Source organism: Micromonospora sp. CPCC 205561 (genome assembly GCF_036906775.1).
Lineage (GTDB): Bacteria > Actinomycetota > Actinomycetes > Mycobacteriales > Micromonosporaceae > Micromonospora.
The window spans coordinates 1-15812 of the sequence record NZ_JBAKHV010000030.1 but is presented as its reverse complement, the minus strand read 5'-3'; the positions used below and the strand labels follow the sequence as shown (position 1 = coordinate 15812).

Below are 15812 nucleotides of genomic sequence, written 5' to 3'. Positions count from 1 at the left end.
GGCCGTCAGCTCCACGACCTGGGCAGAGCCCCGGCCGGTGGCCGGGGCTCTGCTGGTCAGGACGCCTTACGCCGGGGAGAGACCCTCGACGAAGTCGTAGAGGCTCTTGATGTCGTTGTCGAAGTACGGGCCGTCGAATTGGCCGTTGCCCGGATTGTCACCGTGGCTCACGACGCTGTTGATGAATCCGAGACCGTTCTGGTCGTTGTATTCCTGCAACCAGGGACCGCCACTGGAGCCGTAGGTCATGTTGCAGTACATCCGGATCTGCTGGGCGCCGGCGTGCCAGGTGCCGCTCTGGCAGAAGTACTGGCTCTCGCCACCGCCGAGGTTGGACGGATAACCGAGGGCGGTCATCAGGGGAACGCTGTAACCCCAGTTCCAGCGCATTCCGTGGCCGCCGACCGTCTCGACGACCTTCAGGCCCCAGTTGCCGCCGTTGTGCATGATGGCGATGGCCATGTCCTCGTCGTAGCTGCTGCTGTTGATCCACGCGGTGCGGGCCGCGAGCTGGTAGGCCACGAACGTGCCGAACGGGCGCGCGCCGTCGCGGTAGCGCGGCACGAACTGCCAGTTGCTGTACCACTGCCCGCCGGCGCCCTGGTGCACGCAGTGCCCCGCGGTCATGACCAGTCGCGCCTTGCCACTGGCGACCGCGCTCGCCGAGCACGAGGCCGTGCCGCCGTTGGGGGTGGTGAAGTAGACCTTGCCGACGGTCGCCGACTCGTTGAGCTGGATGCCGACTCCGTCGCGGCTGGCGACGCGAGGCTGCACCGGCGCGACCGAGCCCGCCGGCCCGTCCGGCTTCGTCGCCCGGCTCGGCGCCTCGGTGGCGCCCGCGGGCTTCGCGATGTCCAGGTCGACGGCGCTCGCCATCCGTTGCGGCGTCCAGAACGCCGCGACCTCTCTGGCGACGGCCTCGTTGGTGATCGCTCGACCGTCGCTGGTGCGGGCGACCGTGGTGGTGTTGCCGTTCTTCTCGACCGGAGCCGGCTTCGCCTCGGCGGCCGCCGGGCCGGTCACGACCAGCGCCAGCGCCAGGCTGGTCATCGCGGACCAGCGCAGGGATGATCTCAAGGTTCCCCCTTGTCGTAGGTGCCCGATCTGGGCCACAAAAAGGTATCGACAGATTCCCATTCATCGCAACGCATTGAATTGGCGGGTAGCTGACACCGCCTTTCCGTTGACCGGAGGCGCCAACCGTACGACTGCGACGGACAAACCGTGGCCAGATCGAACAGAGACGGCGCTATTGACGCGCAAATCCCATGGCCCGCGAATTCGATTTATCAGCTTGAGAACGCTTCTCTTGTCGGCAGCGGGAATTGCGCTTCCGCCAGCCGGCGAACTCCGGCACGGGCCGCGACGGCCGGCCGCGTACCGGCAACCCGTCAGCGGGTCAGGCCGACCAGCGTCGCCAGCCGCGCCACGCCGGCCGGCGCCGGGTTCCCGCGGGCGACCTCGGCGAGGACCGTACGCGCCAGCGGCCGGCACCGGACCTCGGCCGGCGCGACGCCGTCCGCGTCGACCAACGCGCGCCCGGCCCCGGGCAGGTCGCCGACCCGGAGGTACGCCCGCGCGGCGTCCACCAGGTAGGCGGCCCGGTGCTCGGCCGGCAGCCGCCGCCACTCCTCCCTCCGCACCGCCCGCTCGTGCCGGCGCACCGCCTCCCCGGCGTCCCCCAGCTCGACCGCCGCCACCACCCGGGCCAGCTCGACGGCGGCCGGCCCGAAGCCCGTCCGGTGCGGGTCGTCCCCGGCGACCCGCGCCGCCACCTAGACGGCCCGCTCGGTCAGTTCCTCGGCCCGGTGGCCGTCGCCGCAACCGGCGGCGGCCAGCGCGGCCTGGAGCAGCAGCGTCCCGTACACCGGCGCCGGCGCGACACGACGCGCGGCGGCGACCGTCGCCAGCCGATCCCGGCCCAGCGCCCGCAGTGCCTGGCCGACAGACACGGCCGCCGCCCCCGCCAGCGCCGGATCGCCGCCGGCCGCCGCCATCGCACGATCGGCGGCCAGCCACCCGAGGTCCGGCTCGCCGAGTTTCACCAGCGTCGACGAGGCGACCCGGTACGCCTGCACCAACAGCCCCGGCTTCCCCGTCCGCAGGCCCCGCGCGGCGTGCAGCAGCCCCGGCAGCAGCCGCACCACCTGGGCGTAGTGCGCGTGCTGGTAGCCCAGCCAGGCGTGCGCGAGGTGCCGGCCCGTCTCCGCCACGGACGCCGTCGCCCGGGGATCGTCGTAGCGGGCGAGGGCGGCCCGGATGCCGTCCACCCCGTCCACCAGGCTGACCCCGGTCGGCGTCGGGTGGTGCTCGCCGAGCAGCACCAGCGGGTCGACCCGCAGCACCCGGGCGATCTCCTGGATCACCGGGTAGCGGTCCAGCGGCCGTACGCCCCGCTCGGTCTTGTCCACCCAGCTCTTCGATCTGCCGAGCCGGTCGGCGAACATCTGCTGGGTCATCCGCCGCCGCGTCCGCCAGCGCGCCACGCGGCGGCCGATCGGCCCGTCAGCGCTGGTCACGCCGCCACCGCCGGTCCGGCACCGCCCGGGTGATCTCCCCCACCGGTACGCGCTCCGCCTCGGCCCGTTCCCGCAGGCGTTGCCTGGCTGCCTCCCGCTCGGCCGCCTCGACCTGCTCACCCCGGCTCGCCGACCCGTCGGTCCCCATCCGCACCTCCATCGATCGAGGAGCGCGACGACAGGGCCTGAAGCACCCGTGTCGCCGCGCCCACGGTCTCCGCATAGGCTCGTCACCGCTGGTAGTCGCTCGATACCCGGAGGCTCATCCATGGCGCGGCCGTGCCCGCCTTCCACGCCGCCGCAGGAGCGCTCATCACCGACCCGGCAGGAAGCGTTCTGCTCGTGAAGCCCACGTACCGCGACCACTGGGCCTTCCCGGGCGGATACGTGGAAGAGAACGAGTATCCGCACCACGCCTGCACCCGTGAGGTCCGTGAGGAGCTGGGCCTGGCTGTCGCTTCAGGTGACCTGCTCGTCGTTGACTGGGCACCTTCCGCGGGACAGCGGCCACGCGCCTTGGTCCACTTCACCTTCGACTGCGGGACACTCGTCGGTCTTGAGGGCATCGACCTGCCCGGACATGAGCTGGAGGACGTTGGCTTCTTCACCCTTCAGGAGGCTGAGCGGCGCCTTCCGGTCGACGTCGCTCCCCGGGCGCACGCGGCGATACGCGCCCGCGCCCGACAAACCCCGGTGTATCTCGCCAGCGGCACCGCGCCGCACCGTTGAGGCGAACGACCAACGACCGGCCACCACGACACCGTGGCATACGTCCACGTAGGCGTCCTCGGCCGGACAGGTCAGGGCGCTCTCGCCGTCGACGGACGCAGCGGCCCGTACGCGATCAGGTCCGTCCTCGTCCGGGCTGACGTCCGGCTCGGCGGCCTGCCTCGCGCCGAGGCCGAGCGCCAAATCCGGGAGCTGGGCTCGTCGAAGGCGCGTGACGCGCAATCTGTCACCCGTCGGCCGTAGGCTCGCCGACATGACGGAGAAGCAGACGCGCACCCTCGCCGCGCCCGGCGTCGACCTGGTCTACGACGTCCGCGAGCCGCTCGCCGGCTCCCCCGGGCACCGCACGTTGCTCATGATCGGTCAGCCGATGACCGCGGAGGGCTTCGACGCGCTCGCCGCCCACTTCACCGACCGCGCGGTCGTCACCTACGACCCGCGGGGTCTGGGCCGCAGTGTGCGCACCGACGGCCGGTCGGAGCACACGCCGCAGCAGCAGGCGGCCGACCTGCACCTGCTGATCGAGGCGCTCGGCGCCGGCCCGGTCGACGTGTTCGGCAGCAGCGGCGGTGCGGTGACCGGGCTCGAACTGGTCGCGGCCCACTCCGGCGACGTCGGCACGCTGGTGGCGCACGAGCCGCCGATCAACGCCGTGCTCCCCGACGCCGAGGCGGCCGAGCGCGCCCGCGCGGCCTTCCACGAGGCGTATCAGGCGAAGGGCCCCGGTGCCGGCATGGCCGCGTTCATCGCGATGACGTCCTGGCAGGGCGAGTTCACCGACGACTACTTCGCCCAGCCCGCGCCCGATCCGGCGGCGTTCGGTCTGCCGACCGACGACGACGGCTCCCGCGACGACCCGCTGCTGTCGAAGGTCTCCTGGGCGGTGAGCGACTACCGCCCCGACGCGGCGGTGCTCACCGCCGCACCGACCCGGATCGTGATCGCGGTCGGCGAGGAGTCGGCGGGGACGTACACCGCCCGTACGGCCGTCGCCACCGCGGCGCTGCTCGGCCGGGAGGCCGTGGTCTTCCCGAGCCACCACGGCGGGTTCCTCGGCGGCGAGTACGGCTACGCGGGCAAGCCCGCCGAGTTCGCGGCGCGGCTGCGCGAGGTGCTGGACGCCAGCTGACCGTCGCCGGGCTGATCCGCTGCGGCTCGGCGGCGGATCAGTAGACGATGCGGCTGCGGATGCTCAGGTTCTCCGCCTCCAGCACTTCGAGCCGGACGAGGGAGCCGCCAGGGCGGTCGAAGAGCCGCACGCCGTCGCCGAGGAGCACCGGCGTGATGTAGACGAGGATCTCGTCGAGCGCGCCGATCTCGATGCACTGGCGGGCGACGTCGGCGCCGAGCACGCTCACCAACCTGCCCCCGGCGGCCTCTTCGCCACGGAGATGGCCTGTTCGAGGTCGTTGACGAAGGTGACGCCGACTTCGGCGACCTCCGGTACGTGGTGGGTGAGCACGACGGTCGGGCCGACGTACTGACCGTCGTAGCCGCCTTCCCTCTCGGTGCCGGCGTTCGGATCGTCGCCACGGTAGGTGCGGTTTCCGGTGAGTACCGCACCGACCTGCGCCACGAGGGGATTGGTGGTTCCGGCCTCGGACACGTCGGTCGGGGTGTCAGCGGACGCGTAGCGGCCGCTGAGCCAGGACATGTCGCCGTCGGGGCCGGCGATGAAGCCGTCGAGAGACATGGCGCACTGGTACTGCAACCTGCTCATCGCCTGGCTACCCCGCTTCCTGGGTGGACTGTCGGGCGCTCGAAGTATCCGCGACTGAGCGGCCGGAGCGGTGCATGGGGGCGGCCCCTCGGTGGGGGCCGCCCTCACAGCGACACGATCGCCGCGGTCTCCGCCGGCAGGTCGATCCGGTCGCGGGTCACCGTGACCCCCTCCCCCGTGGCCAGCAGCACCCGCCGCGCCACTCCTGGCAGGGTGATCCGCTGCGGCTTGGCGGCCAGGTTCGCCGCCACCAGGCACCCGCCCCGGCGCATCACCAGGAACCGGTCGCCGTGGCGGACGTCGACGGCGTGCAGCCGCGGGTCGGACAGGTCGGGGTGGCTCTTGCGCAACGCGATGAGCCGCTTGTGGAACTCGTACATCTCGCGGTGTTCGGGCTTGTCCAGCTCGGCCCAGTCGAGCCGGGAGCGGGTGAAGGTCTGCGGGTCCTGCGGGTCCGGCACGTCCCCCTCCGGCCAGCCGTGCGCGGCGAACTCGCGCCGGCGGCCGGTGGCCACGGCGGTCGCCAGCTCCGGCTCCGGGTGGCTGGTGAAGAACTGCCACGGGGTGCTGGCCGCCCACTCCTCGCCCATGAAGAGCATGGGGGTGAAGGGCGCGGTGAACAGCAGCGTCGCGCCGACCCGCAGCAGCCCCGGGGAGAGGGTGGCGGAGATCCGGTCGCCGGTGGCCCGGTTGCCGATCTGGTCGTGGTTCTGCAGGTAGGCGACGAACCGGTGGCCCGGCGTGCGCTGCCGGTCCACGGGTCGGCCGTGCTGCCGGTTGCGGAAGCTGGACCAGGTGCCGGCGTGGAAGAAGCCGCCGGTCAGCACGTCGGTGAGGCAGTCGAGGGAGCCGAAGTCGCCGTAGTAGCCCTGCCGCTCGCCGGTGAGCAGCGTGTGCAGCGCGTGGTGGGCGTCGTCGTTCCACTGGGCGTGCAGGCCGTAGCCGCCGGCCTCCCGGGGTGTGATCAGCCGGGGGTCGTTGAGATCCGACTCGGCGATCAGCGACAGCGGCCGGCCGAGGTGGGTGGAGAGGGACTCGACCTCCGCCGCCACCTCCTCCAGCAGGTGCGTGGCGCGCGAGTCCGGCATCGCGTGCACGGCGTCGAGGCGCAGCCCGTCGACGTGGTAGTCGCGCAGCCACATCAGCACGCTGTCGGTGATGTAGCGGCGTACGCCGTCGGAGTGCGGGCCGTCGAGGTTGACGGTGCGGCCCCAGGTGTTGCTCTGCTCGGTGAGGTACGGCGCGAACATCGGCGCGTAGGCCCCGGAGGGCCCGAAATGGTTGTAGACGACGTCGAGGATCACCCCCAGCCCCTTGGCGTGGGCGGCGTCGACCAGCCGTTTCAGGCCGTCCGGCCCCCCGTAGGGCTGGTGCGGGGCATACCAGCAGACCCCGTCGTAGCCCCAGTTGTGCTCGCCGTTGAAGGCGTTCACCGGCAGCAGCTCGATCATGTCGACGCCGAGGCCGACGAGGTGGTCGAGGCGGCCGATGGCGGCGTCGAAGGTGCCCTCGGGGGTGAACGTGCCGACGTGCAGCTCGTAGAGGACGCTGCCGGGCAGCTGCCGGCCGGTCCAGGCCTGGTCCGTCCACTCGAACGCCGCGTGGTCGTAGCGCCGGCTCGGCCCGTGCACGCCCGCCGGCTGCCAGGCCGAGCGGGGGTCGGGCAGCGCCCGCTCGTCGTCGAGCAGGAAGGCGTAGTCGGTGCCGGGGCCGGCGGCGGGCACCTCGACCCGCCACCAGCCGTCGGGGCCGGAGCGCATCTCGTGGTCGGCGATGTCCGGCAGGCGCAGCCGGACGCGGGCGGCCTGCGGCGCCCACACCGTGAACTCGGTCATGACGGGGCCTCCACGGACTCGGTGGTGGGAGCCAGCAGCGCGACGGGATAGGTGGCCAGCAGGTCGGCCAGCGGGGTCTGCCCGCCACTGTAGGCGCGACCCGTGAACAGGTCGGTCACCTCGTGAACGGGAAGTGACAGGGTGGTGTCGCCCCAGCCGCCGGCGCGGGCCAGCCCGAGCGGCAGCCGGGTGGCGACCACGACCGCGCCGCCCCGGTCGAAGGCGAACGCGTGCCGCCCGGCGGGCCCGTGGGTTGGCAAGGGCCGGTAGCCGGTGAACAGCCGCGGGCGGTCGCGACGCAGCCGCAGGGTCCGCGACACCACGAGCAGCTTCGCCGCCCCGCCCGCGTCGACCGGCGGGCGCGGGCCGGCGTCGAGGCGGGCCAGCAGCTCCCGGCGTACGGCGAAGTCGACCGGGCGGCGGTTGTCCGGGTCGACCAGCGAGTTGTCCCACAGCTCGGTGCCCTGGTAGGTGTCCGGTACGCCGGGCATGGCGAGCTGCACGAGCTTCTGCCCGAGCGAGTTGGACCAGCCGGCGGGGGCGATCTCGTCGGCGAAGGCGGTCAGCTCGGCGTGCAGTTGCGGGTCGTCGTACATCGCGTCGACCACGGCGTGCACGGCCCGCTCGAACCCGGGGTCGGGGTCGGCCCAGCTCGTCGACACCGACGCCTCCCGGGCGGCCTTCTCGACGTACGCGTGCAGCCGCTCCCGCTCGATCGGCCAGGCGCCGACGGCGGTCTGCCAGAGCAGGTGCGCGAAGGCCGGGTCGGGCAGCGGCGCGCGGGTCGTCCACCGGGTCACCAGGTCGGCCCAGCGCCCCGGCAGCTCGCTGAGCACGGCGAGGCGGGCCCGGACGTCCTCGGAGCGCTTGGTGTCGTGGGTGGAGAGCGTGGTCATGCTGGCCGGCCAGCGCGCCTGCCGGCCGGCGGCGAACCGGTGGAACTCGGCCGGCGGCACGCCGAAGTGCGCGGGGCTGCCGCCAACCTCGTTGAGCGCGACGAAGCGGCTCCACCGGTAGAAGGCGGTGTCCTCGACGCCCTTGGCCATCACCGCGCCGGTGAACTGCGGGAAGCGCTTCGCCAGCTCGTCGTCGGGGTCACGCAGCCGGCGGGTGAGCGCGTCCAGCGTGCCGGTGAGGTCCGGGCGGCGGCGGCCGGCCTCGGCGCGGGCGGCGGCCAGGTGGCGGGTGCCCTCCGGCGGGTAGCCGCGGTAAACGGCGAAGGCGGCGGCCAGCTCGGCCAGCGCCGCCCGGGCCGCGTCGCGCTCGACGTCACCGGCGAGCGCGGCCAGCCGGGTCAGCTCGGCCGAGAGCAGCCGGGTCGCGGCGGCGAGCTTCGTGTCGTGGGTGAGGTCCTGCCAGGAGGTGTGCCGGCCGACCAGGTGGGTGTCCAGGGCGGTGAGGTCGCCCTCCGCGTCGGGGTCGACGAAGAGCCCGCAGACGGCGGCGAGGGCGTCGTAGCCGGTGGTGCCGTCCACCGGCCAGTCCGGCAGCTCCTCGCCGTACTCCAGGATCTTCTCCACCACCAGCCACGCGTCGGGCGCGGCGGCGCGCAGCCGGGCCAGGTAGGCGGAGGGGTCGCGCAGCCCGTCCGGGTGGTCGACGCGGATGCCGTCGACCTCCCCGGCCGCCGCCCACCGCAGGACCTGCTCGTGGGTGGCGGCGAAGACCTCCGGGTCCTCCACCCGCAGCCCGGCCAGGTCGGAGACGGCGAAGAACCGGCGGTACGTCAGCTCGGCGTCGCCGCGCCGCCAGGAGACCAGCTCGTAGTGCTGCCGGTCGTGCACCTGGCGGGGAGTGCCGTCGCCGGTGCCGTCGGCGACCGGGAAGCGGTGCTCGTGGTAGCGCAGCTCACCGTCGGCGAGCTTGAGGTCGTCGAGGGCGTCCGGGGAGTCGGCCAGCACCGGCAGCAGCAGCCGGCCGCGGTCCCAGTCGATGTCGAACCAGCTCGCGTACGCCGAGTCGCGGCCGCGACGCAGCACGTCCCACCAGGCCGGGTTCGCGGCGGGCACGGCCACCCCGGCGTGATTGGGCACGATGTCCACGACCAGGCCGAGGCCGGCGGCGCGCAGTGCCCGCAGCAGCCGCTGCCGGGCCGCCTCGCCGCCCAGCTCGGGGTTGACCGCGCGGTGGTCGACCACGTCGTAGCCGTGCGCCGAGCCGGGGGTGGCGGTCAGCAGGGGCGCGCTGTAGAGGTGGGTGACGCCGAGGCCGGCCAGGTAGTCGGCGAGCTCGGCGGTGGTGTCCAGGTCGAATCCGGGGCGCACCTGCACCCGGTAGGTGGCACCCACCCGGGGCGCGTCGGGTCGAGGGGTGGTCGACATGTCAGGCGGTCCTCTCCAGCACCACGACGCACCGGTCGGGGACGCGCAGGGTGCCGCCCGCCTCGACCACGGTGGTCTTCTCCGGTTCGGGTTCCGCGGTGCTGATCACCAGTTCCCAGCGCTGGCCGAAATCGGGGCCGGGCACGGTGAAGTCCAGCGCCGCGTCGTGGGCGTTGAAACAGAGCAGGAACGAGGCGTCCAGGTGGCGCTGGCCGTACTGGCCGCGTTCGCGGATGCCCTCGCCGTTGACGAAGAGCGCGACCGAGCGGCCGAAGTCGTTGCCCCAGTCCTCGGCGGTCATCTCCCGCCCGTCGGGGGTGTACCAGGCCAGGTCCGGCAGCGGCTCGTCGACCAGCCGGGAGCGCACCGGCAGGCCGGTGAAGAAGCGCCGGCGGCGGAACACCTGGTGGCGGCGGCGGAAGTCGACCAGCCGGCGGGTGAACTCCAGCAGCTCGGTGTCGGCGTCGTCCCAGTCGATCCAGGCCAGCTCGCTGTCCTGGCAGTAGGCGTTGTTGTTGCCGCGCTGGGTGCGGCCCAGTTCGTCGCCGTGGCCGATCATCGGCACGCCCTGGGAGAGCACCAGGGTGGCCAGGAAGTTGCGTCGCTGACGGGCCCGCAGGGCGCGTACCGCCTCGTCGTCGGTGTCGCCCTCGACGCCGCAGTTCCAGGACCGGTTGTGGCTCTCGCCGTCGCGGTTCTCCTCGCCGTTGGCCTCGTTGTGTTTGTCGTTGTACGACACCAGGTCGTGCAGCGTGAACCCGTCGTGGCAGGTGACGAAGTTGATGCTGTGGAACGGGCGGCGCCCGTCGTCCTGGTAGAGGTCGGCGGAGCCGGAGATGCGGGAGGCGAACTCGGCGAGGGTGGCCGGCTCGCCGCGCCAGAAGTCGCGCACCGTGTCGCGGTACTTGCCGTTCCACTCGGTCCACACCGGCGGGAAGTTGCCCACCTGGTAGCCGCCCGGCCCGACGTCCCACGGCTCGGCGATCAGCTTGACCTGGCTGACCACCGGGTCCTGCTGCACCACCTCGAAGAAGGTGGAGAGGCGGTCGACCTCGTAGAACTCCCGGGCGAGGGTGGCGGCGAGGTCGAAGCGGAACCCGTCGACGTGCATCTCGGTGACCCAGTAGCGCAGCGAATCCATGATCAGTTGCAGGGAGTGCGGGCTGCGCACGTTGAGGCTGTTGCCGGTGCCGGTGTAGTCGACGTGGTAGCGCCGGTCCTCCTCGCTGAGCCGGTAGTAGCTGGCGTTGTCGACACCCTTGAAGCTCAGCGTCGGACCGAGGTGGTTGCCCTCGGCGGTGTGGTTGTAGACCACGTCGAGGATGACCTCGATGCCGGCGGCGTGCAGCGCCTTGACCATGCCCCGGAACTCCTGCACCTGCTGGCCGAGGTGCCCGAGCGCCGAATAGCCGTGGTGCGGGGCGAAGAAGGCGATGGTGTTGTAGCCCCAGTAGTTGCGCAGCCCCAGGTCGGTCAGGCGGTGGTCGTGCACGAACTGGTGCACCGGCATCAGCTCGATGGCGGTCACCCCGAGCTTCGTCAGGTGCTCGATCATCGGCGGGGAGGCGAGGCCCGCGTACGTGCCGCGCAGCTCCTCGGGGATGTCGGGGTGGCGCATGGTCAGGCCGCGCACGTGCGCCTCGTAGATCACCGAGTGGTGGTAGGGGATGCGGGGCGGCTTGTCGTTGCCCCAGTCGAAGTACGGGTTGACGACCACCGACTTCGGCATGAACGGCGCCGAGTCGGCGGTGTTCATCCGCTCCGGGTCGCCGTGCTCGTAGTCGTAGACGGCCGGGTCCCACCGCACGTCGCCGTCGACCGCCTTGGCGTACGGGTCGAGCAGCAGCTTCGCCGGGTTGCAGCGCGGCCCGTTCGCCGGGTCGTACGGCCCGTGCACGCGGTAGCCGTACCGCTGCCCCGGCTCGATGCCGGGGATGTACGCGTGCCAGACGTACGCGTCGACCTCGCGCAGCTCGATCCGCCGTTCCGCCCCGGTGTCCCACTCGTCGAACAGGCACAGCTCGATCCGCTCGGCCACCTCCGAGAAGATCGCGAAGTTGGTGCCCATCCCGTCGTAGGTGGCCCCCAGGGGGTACCGCTCTCCCGGCCAGACCTGCATGTCGCTCCTTCGTGCAAGATCATGAGCGCACACCGCACCATGAGCGCACCACACGGCGAGGGCCGGCGCGCGCGTGCGGGTATTGCCCCGCGACTTCCGCCACCAATCCACCCGATCGGTGGATGACCGGGACACCCCCGACTGGTAGCGGCGGAAGGCTCCCGCGATGCCCGTCACCTCGGCCCTCCCCCGGGCCCGCAGCGGGTCATGCCGCGGACACCGTCTCGCGTCCGCACTGGTCAAGTCGATGATCGTCGGACAGACTCGCAGGATCCGACTGGGACGAGGTCCGGGGGGATGGACGTGCGGGTACTCCTGGTGGAAGACGACCTTCGCGTGGCGTCCGCCCTCGCCAAGGCCCTGCGCCGTCGGGGACACGAGGTGGTGCCGGCGCTGACGGCCGCCGAGGCGGTCCGGGCCGACGCGGTCGACCTGGTCCTGCTGGCCCTCGACCTGCCCGACGGCGACGGACTGGAGGTCTGCCGGCGGCTGCGCCAGGCCGACGAGGACGTGGCCATCATCGCGCTCAGCGCCCGGGCCGAGGCGTACGACCGGGTGGCCGGCCTGCGCGCCGGCGCGGACGACTACGTCGTCAAGCCGTTCTCCTCGGTGGAGTTGCAGGCCCGCATCGAGGCGGTGCTGCGGCGCACCGCCCGCAGCGTCCGGGCCACCAGCGAGCTGCGGGTCGGCCGGCTGCGCATCGACGTGCACGCCCGGCGGGCCTGGCTGGGCGACCGGGAGGTCGGGCTGGCCCGCAAGGAGTTCGACCTGCTGGTGGCGCTGGCCCGGCAGGCCGGAACGGTGGTGCCCCGGGACCGGTTGCAACTGGACGTCTGGCAGACCACCTGGGGCACCCGGCACAACCTCGACGTCCACGTGGCGGCCCTGCGCGGCAAGCTCGACGACGCCGGTCTGGTGCAGACGGTCCGCGGCGTCGGCTACCGGCTGCGCGCGGGCTGACGACGGGCGGCGGGCGACCGGGGTGACCCGGGCCGGCCGACCCGGAGCGGAAATCTCAGGTGATCCTCAAGAATCGCGGGTTGAGCGCCAACGGCGGGCCGGGCGCGGGTGTGCTGGGCGCATCCAGCCATCCCTCCTGTTTGGAGATCCCTTTGAGATACGGACGGACAACGGCCGGTGTGTTCGCCGCGCTGCTCGCCGCCGCCCTCGTGGCGACGGCGGTGCCGGCGCAGGCGCAGGGGCAGCCCGGCACGGCCCGCCAGCAGGCCGAGCCGAACCAGGTGCAGGACCTCACGGTCGTGCAGGGTGACGGGTACGCCACGCTGGCCTGGACCCGGGTGGAAGGGGCCACCGACTACCAGATCGAGCGGACCCCTCTCGCCGCGGACGGTACGCCCGGCACACCGGTGATCGCCGGAGTGTGGCGCCCGAACCGGCAGGTCAACAACGACGAGCCGACCTTCGCCGACGCCGGCTTCGCCCCGGGCAACGACTTCCGGTGGCGGGTGCGGGCCCGCTCCGGCACCGAGACCCGGCCCTACTCCGCGCCGGTCGGCGGCACCACGCGGGGCCACTGGGGCGACCCGGGGACCCCGGGTGAGAGCCTGCGCACCCAGTGGGAGGAGACGCTGGGCGCCCAGTACACCAGCGACGTCGACGAGTACGCGTACACCGCCGCGATCGACGCCGCCAGCGACCGGGTCCGGGTCGTGGAGATCGGCCGTACCCTCCAGGACCGGCCGATCAACATGCTCGTCATCGGCTACCCCAGGCCGCCGGCGACCCCGCAGGCGGTGGCCGCGACCAACCCGCTGATGGTCAACTGCAACGTGCACGGCAACGAGCCGGGCGACCGCGAGGCCTGCCTGATCATGGCCCGGCAGCTGGCCTTCACCAGGGACGACAGGACCCTCGCCCTGCTGTCGAGGACCACCATGCTGATCGTGCCGACGCTCAACGGCGACGGGCGGGCGGCCAACACCCGGGGCAACTCCACCGGTCAGGACCTGAACCGGGACTACTCGCTGATCCGCCAGCCGGAGACCCGCTCGCTGGTCGAGATGGTCCGCGACTACCGGCCGGTCGCCGGCTACGACGGCCACGAGTACGGCAACAGCAACACCGGCGACCTGCCGATGCTGCCGCCACGGCACCAGAACGTGGCGCAGGGCGTCTTCGACGAGTCGCAGAAGATGATCGAGGGCCACATGTACACCCAGGGCGCCCGGGACGGCTGGTGGGCCTGCCCGTACGGGTGCACCGCCGGAGCCACCGTGGGGCTGAGCGAGGAGACCATCCTGCGCAACACCCTCGGCCTGAAGAACGTGGTCAACTCCCTGCTGGAGCTGCGCAGCTCCGGCGGCCCGACGCGGCCCGACGAGACCAACACCGCGAACAACCGCCGGCGCAAGACCTACTCCGCGCTCTGGACGTTCCACGAGTTCCTGCGATACCACGGCGCCAACGTCGGGAGCATCACCAGGGCCCGCGCCGAGGGGATCACGTCGCAGTCCGCCAACGAGGGACGGATCGTGTTCCGGGGCTCGCGCGAGATCGAGGCGTACCCGGCCCCGCACCCGGGCGAGGCCCCGCCGCCCGTGGACGCGCCCACCCCGGAGCGGATCCTGGAGCAGCCGCCGTGCGCGTACCGGCTCACCGAGGAGCAGTACCACGGTGAGCGCACCGACGGCCCGACCGGCCAGCGCACCACCGTGGCCCGGCGGCTCGCCGCCCACGGCTGGAAGGTGATCAAGGTCGCCGACGGCTACCTGGTCCCGCTCGCCCAGCCGGAGCGGGGCCTGATCCCGCTGCTCCTCGACGAGCAGGCCGTCGAGGGCCTGGTCGCCGGCGAGCGGGTCGCACCCACCCTGACCGGCACCCGCAACGGGCCGCTGGTCGTCTCGGGCCTCGCCTGCCTGGACGGGGCCACCGTCCGGGGCCCGGTCCAGGTACAACCCGGCGCCGCGCTGATCGTCAACGGCAGCTCGATCAGCGGACCGGTGAACGCCACCGGGGCCGCCGGGGTCGTCGTCACCGACAGCACGGTCGCCGGTCCGGTGCTCGCCACCGCCACCCGGGGCCCGGTCGTCCTGGTCGGCAACGACGTGACCGGCCCGGTCGGCGTGGTCGCCAGCAGCGGGGTGGCCCCGCTCGTCGCCGGCAACACCGTCCGGGGCCCGCTGGCCTGCGCCGGCAACTCCCCGGCGCCGGTGAACCTGGAGGTCGCCAACTCCGCGCGGGGCCTGGCGACCGGCCAGTGCGCGCGGCTGTGACCTGCTGAGTCCCGCCCGAACGAGGCGCCGGCGGCGCCGGTCTCGCCGCCGACCCGCCGGCGCCTGCCGTACCGGTTCACGGAGTGGAGAAGACCATGTCCGACACCCTCGTCCCGGGGCCGCGCCCCGGGCCCCCGTACCGGGCCGTCCGCCGTCGGTGGGCGGCGGCCGGGCTGGCCCTGGCCCTGCTGGTCGCGGCGACCGGGTGCACCGGCTCGCGGGAGCGGACCGCCGCGACGGAGCCCACCGGCGACGCCACCCCGGTCGCGGTCACCGGACCGCTCTGCGCCGCGCTGCCCTCGGGAGCCGAGCCGGGCAGCCCGGGCTCGCTGGTGGGTCTGCCCCCCGACCGGGCCCTCACCTGGATTCCCGTGCTCACCACGTTCGAGGCGGCGGTGCGCGCCACCGGGATGGCCGGCGAGTTGTCCGCCACCGCAGGGGTGACCATCCTCGCCCCGACCGACGACGCCTTCCGGGCCAGGTTCTCCACCGCCAACCTGGACCAGTTGCTGCTCAAGGAGACCGACACGCTGCGCGCCCTGCTGCGGGAGCACCTGGCGACCGGGGCCCGCCCGGTCGCCGAACTGGTGGCCGCCGGCACCGTCACCACCCGGGCGGGCAGCACCCTCGCCGTCACCGCCGCCGGTTCGGGGGCCCGGGTGGCCGACCGGGCCGAGACGGTCTGCGCCGACTACCGGGCCGCCGGGGCCCGCATCCACGTCATCGACGAGGTGCTCGGCGACCTGCCGGTGACCGCACACGAGGAGGAGCACCACCACTGAGTGGCCCGCCGGCCCCGCAGCCGGACGCGCCGGCCGCCGACCCGCCCCGCGGGTGGCCGACCCACGTCACCGGCCGCCGACCCCGCACCCCGGGCCGGCGGCCGGTGACGTCCGCGCCCGTACCCGCCGCCCGGTCGGCCGATCGGCCGATGCCCGGAATCCGCCTGACTGACCCGACCCGGACCTTCGGGTGTCCTCCGTCACCTTGGCCCCTTTCGAGATGCGGTATCGGGCGCGATGCCCTTTGCTTGTTCCTGGGGCACGCCCGCGTGCCTCCGCCCGGCCCCTCGGCCACCCCCCGCCACCCTTCCGCCGTCACCGCTGCCGGCGCGTTCCACCACGCATGGACGGAGATCGATGTGACGACCCTGCGGGTCGGCGAGCAGCCCACCATCAATCCGGGTCGGGTCCACCGGCCCACCCTCACCTCCCGGCCCCACGTCCCGACGCAGGCCGGGTCCGGCACGCCCCCGCAGACTCGCCGCATCCTCATGCTCTCCTGGGAGTACCCGCCGGTGCTGGTCGGCGGGCTGGGCCGGCACGTGCACGCCCTG

At 73.2% G+C, this 15812-nt stretch carries 14 protein-coding genes and 1 pseudogene; 6 read left to right on the top strand and 9 right to left on the bottom strand.

Annotated elements, in window-relative coordinates:
• Positions 1-66 precede the first annotated feature (66 nt).
• From V6V16_RS17090 to V6V16_RS17080, 4 genes are all read right to left on the bottom strand, one after another.
• Positions 67-1137: a trypsin-like serine peptidase gene (locus V6V16_RS17090; protein WP_334563239.1), complete on the bottom strand. Its 1071-nt coding sequence runs from the start codon at positions 1135-1137 to the stop codon at positions 67-69.
• A 254-nt stretch (positions 1138-1391) separates the two neighbouring features.
• Complete coding sequence (locus V6V16_RS27915; RefSeq protein WP_442934097.1) at positions 1392-1775, bottom strand: hypothetical protein; 384 nt, start codon at positions 1773-1775, stop codon at positions 1392-1394.
• Positions 1776-2519: a helix-turn-helix domain-containing protein gene (locus V6V16_RS17085; protein WP_442934096.1), complete on the bottom strand. Its 744-nt coding sequence runs from the start codon at positions 2517-2519 to the stop codon at positions 1776-1778.
• On the bottom strand, positions 2506-2667 hold the full coding sequence (locus tag V6V16_RS17080) for a hypothetical protein (protein ID WP_334563238.1): 162 nt from the start codon (positions 2665-2667) through the stop codon (positions 2506-2508). The genes V6V16_RS17085 and V6V16_RS17080 overlap by 14 nt, the downstream gene beginning before the upstream one ends.
• Positions 2668-2798: 131 nt before the next feature.
• Here V6V16_RS17080 and V6V16_RS17075 point away from each other — a divergent pair, with 131 nt between their 5' ends.
• Both V6V16_RS17075 and V6V16_RS17070 read left to right on the top strand, forming a co-directional pair.
• Positions 2799-3248 (top strand): NUDIX hydrolase, encoded by a 450-nt coding sequence (locus tag V6V16_RS17075; protein WP_334563237.1) that lies wholly within the window; start codon positions 2799-2801, stop codon positions 3246-3248.
• A 253-nt stretch (positions 3249-3501) separates the two neighbouring features.
• Positions 3502-4377, top strand: a complete 876-nt coding sequence (locus V6V16_RS17070; RefSeq protein WP_334563235.1) for an alpha/beta fold hydrolase — start codon at positions 3502-3504, stop codon at positions 4375-4377.
• A gap of 37 nt (positions 4378-4414) precedes the next feature.
• Here the strand turns inward: V6V16_RS17070 and V6V16_RS17065 are convergent, their stop codons facing one another.
• From V6V16_RS17065 to glgX, 5 genes are all read right to left on the bottom strand, one after another.
• Entirely contained in the window at positions 4415-4606 is a 192-nt protein-coding gene (locus V6V16_RS17065) for a dihydrofolate reductase family protein (protein WP_334563234.1), read from the bottom strand.
• Complete coding sequence (locus V6V16_RS17060; protein WP_334563232.1) at positions 4603-4968, bottom strand: dihydrofolate reductase family protein; 366 nt, start codon at positions 4966-4968, stop codon at positions 4603-4605. The genes V6V16_RS17065 and V6V16_RS17060 overlap by 4 nt, the downstream gene beginning before the upstream one ends.
• 104 nt (positions 4969-5072) lie before the next feature.
• On the bottom strand, positions 5073-6803 hold the full coding sequence (gene treZ / locus V6V16_RS17055) for a malto-oligosyltrehalose trehalohydrolase (RefSeq protein WP_334563230.1): 1731 nt from the start codon (positions 6801-6803) through the stop codon (positions 5073-5075).
• The gene (gene treY / locus V6V16_RS17050) at positions 6800-9124 is read right to left on the bottom strand and encodes a malto-oligosyltrehalose synthase (protein ID WP_334563229.1); all 2325 of its coding nucleotides are present in this window, start codon (positions 9122-9124) and stop codon (positions 6800-6802) included. The genes treZ and treY overlap by 4 nt, the downstream gene beginning before the upstream one ends.
• 1 nt (position 9125) lies before the next feature.
• The gene (glgX, locus tag V6V16_RS17045; protein ID WP_334563228.1) at positions 9126-11243 is read right to left on the bottom strand and encodes a glycogen debranching protein GlgX; all 2118 of its coding nucleotides are present in this window, start codon (positions 11241-11243) and stop codon (positions 9126-9128) included.
• A gap of 297 nt (positions 11244-11540) precedes the next feature.
• Between glgX and V6V16_RS17040 the strand changes: the two genes are divergently transcribed.
• The 4 genes and pseudogenes from V6V16_RS17040 to V6V16_RS17025 form a co-directional block, all read left to right on the top strand.
• The gene (locus V6V16_RS17040; protein ID WP_334563226.1) at positions 11541-12203 is read left to right on the top strand and encodes a response regulator transcription factor; all 663 of its coding nucleotides are present in this window, start codon (positions 11541-11543) and stop codon (positions 12201-12203) included.
• A gap of 152 nt (positions 12204-12355) precedes the next feature.
• The gene (locus tag V6V16_RS17035) at positions 12356-14476 is read left to right on the top strand and encodes a M14 family zinc carboxypeptidase (RefSeq protein ID WP_334563225.1); all 2121 of its coding nucleotides are present in this window, start codon (positions 12356-12358) and stop codon (positions 14474-14476) included.
• Between the two features lie 95 nt (positions 14477-14571).
• Positions 14572-15258, top strand: a complete 687-nt coding sequence (locus V6V16_RS17030; protein ID WP_334563224.1) for a fasciclin domain-containing protein — start codon at positions 14572-14574, stop codon at positions 15256-15258.
• 359 nt (positions 15259-15617) lie between these two features.
• Positions 15618-15812, top strand: a pseudogene (locus tag V6V16_RS17025) (glycosyltransferase family 4 protein); the annotation flags it as partial.

Bases quoted from the DNA above. Each gene is read 5' to 3' on its own strand.
- V6V16_RS17090 (WP_334563239.1), bottom strand. From the start codon at position 1,137: ATGGGAATCTGTCGATACCTTTTTGTGGCCCAGATCGGGCACCTACGA.
- V6V16_RS17080 (WP_334563238.1), bottom strand. From the start codon at position 2,667: ATGGGGACCGACGGGTCGGCGAGCCGGGGTGAGCAGGTCGAGGCGGCC.
- V6V16_RS17070 (WP_334563235.1), top strand. From the start codon at position 3,502: ATGACGGAGAAGCAGACGCGCACCCTCGCCGCGCCCGGCGTCGACCTG.
- V6V16_RS17060 (WP_334563232.1), bottom strand. From the start codon at position 4,968: ATGAGCAGGTTGCAGTACCAGTGCGCCATGTCTCTCGACGGCTTCATC.
- treZ (WP_334563230.1), bottom strand. From the start codon at position 6,803: ATGACCGAGTTCACGGTGTGGGCGCCGCAGGCCGCCCGCGTCCGGCTG.
- treY (WP_334563229.1), bottom strand. From the start codon at position 9,124: ATGTCGACCACCCCTCGACCCGACGCGCCCCGGGTGGGTGCCACCTAC.
- glgX (WP_334563228.1), bottom strand. From the start codon at position 11,243: ATGCAGGTCTGGCCGGGAGAGCGGTACCCCCTGGGGGCCACCTACGAC.
- V6V16_RS17040 (WP_334563226.1), top strand. From the start codon at position 11,541: ATGGACGTGCGGGTACTCCTGGTGGAAGACGACCTTCGCGTGGCGTCC.
- V6V16_RS17030 (WP_334563224.1), top strand. From the start codon at position 14,572: ATGTCCGACACCCTCGTCCCGGGGCCGCGCCCCGGGCCCCCGTACCGG.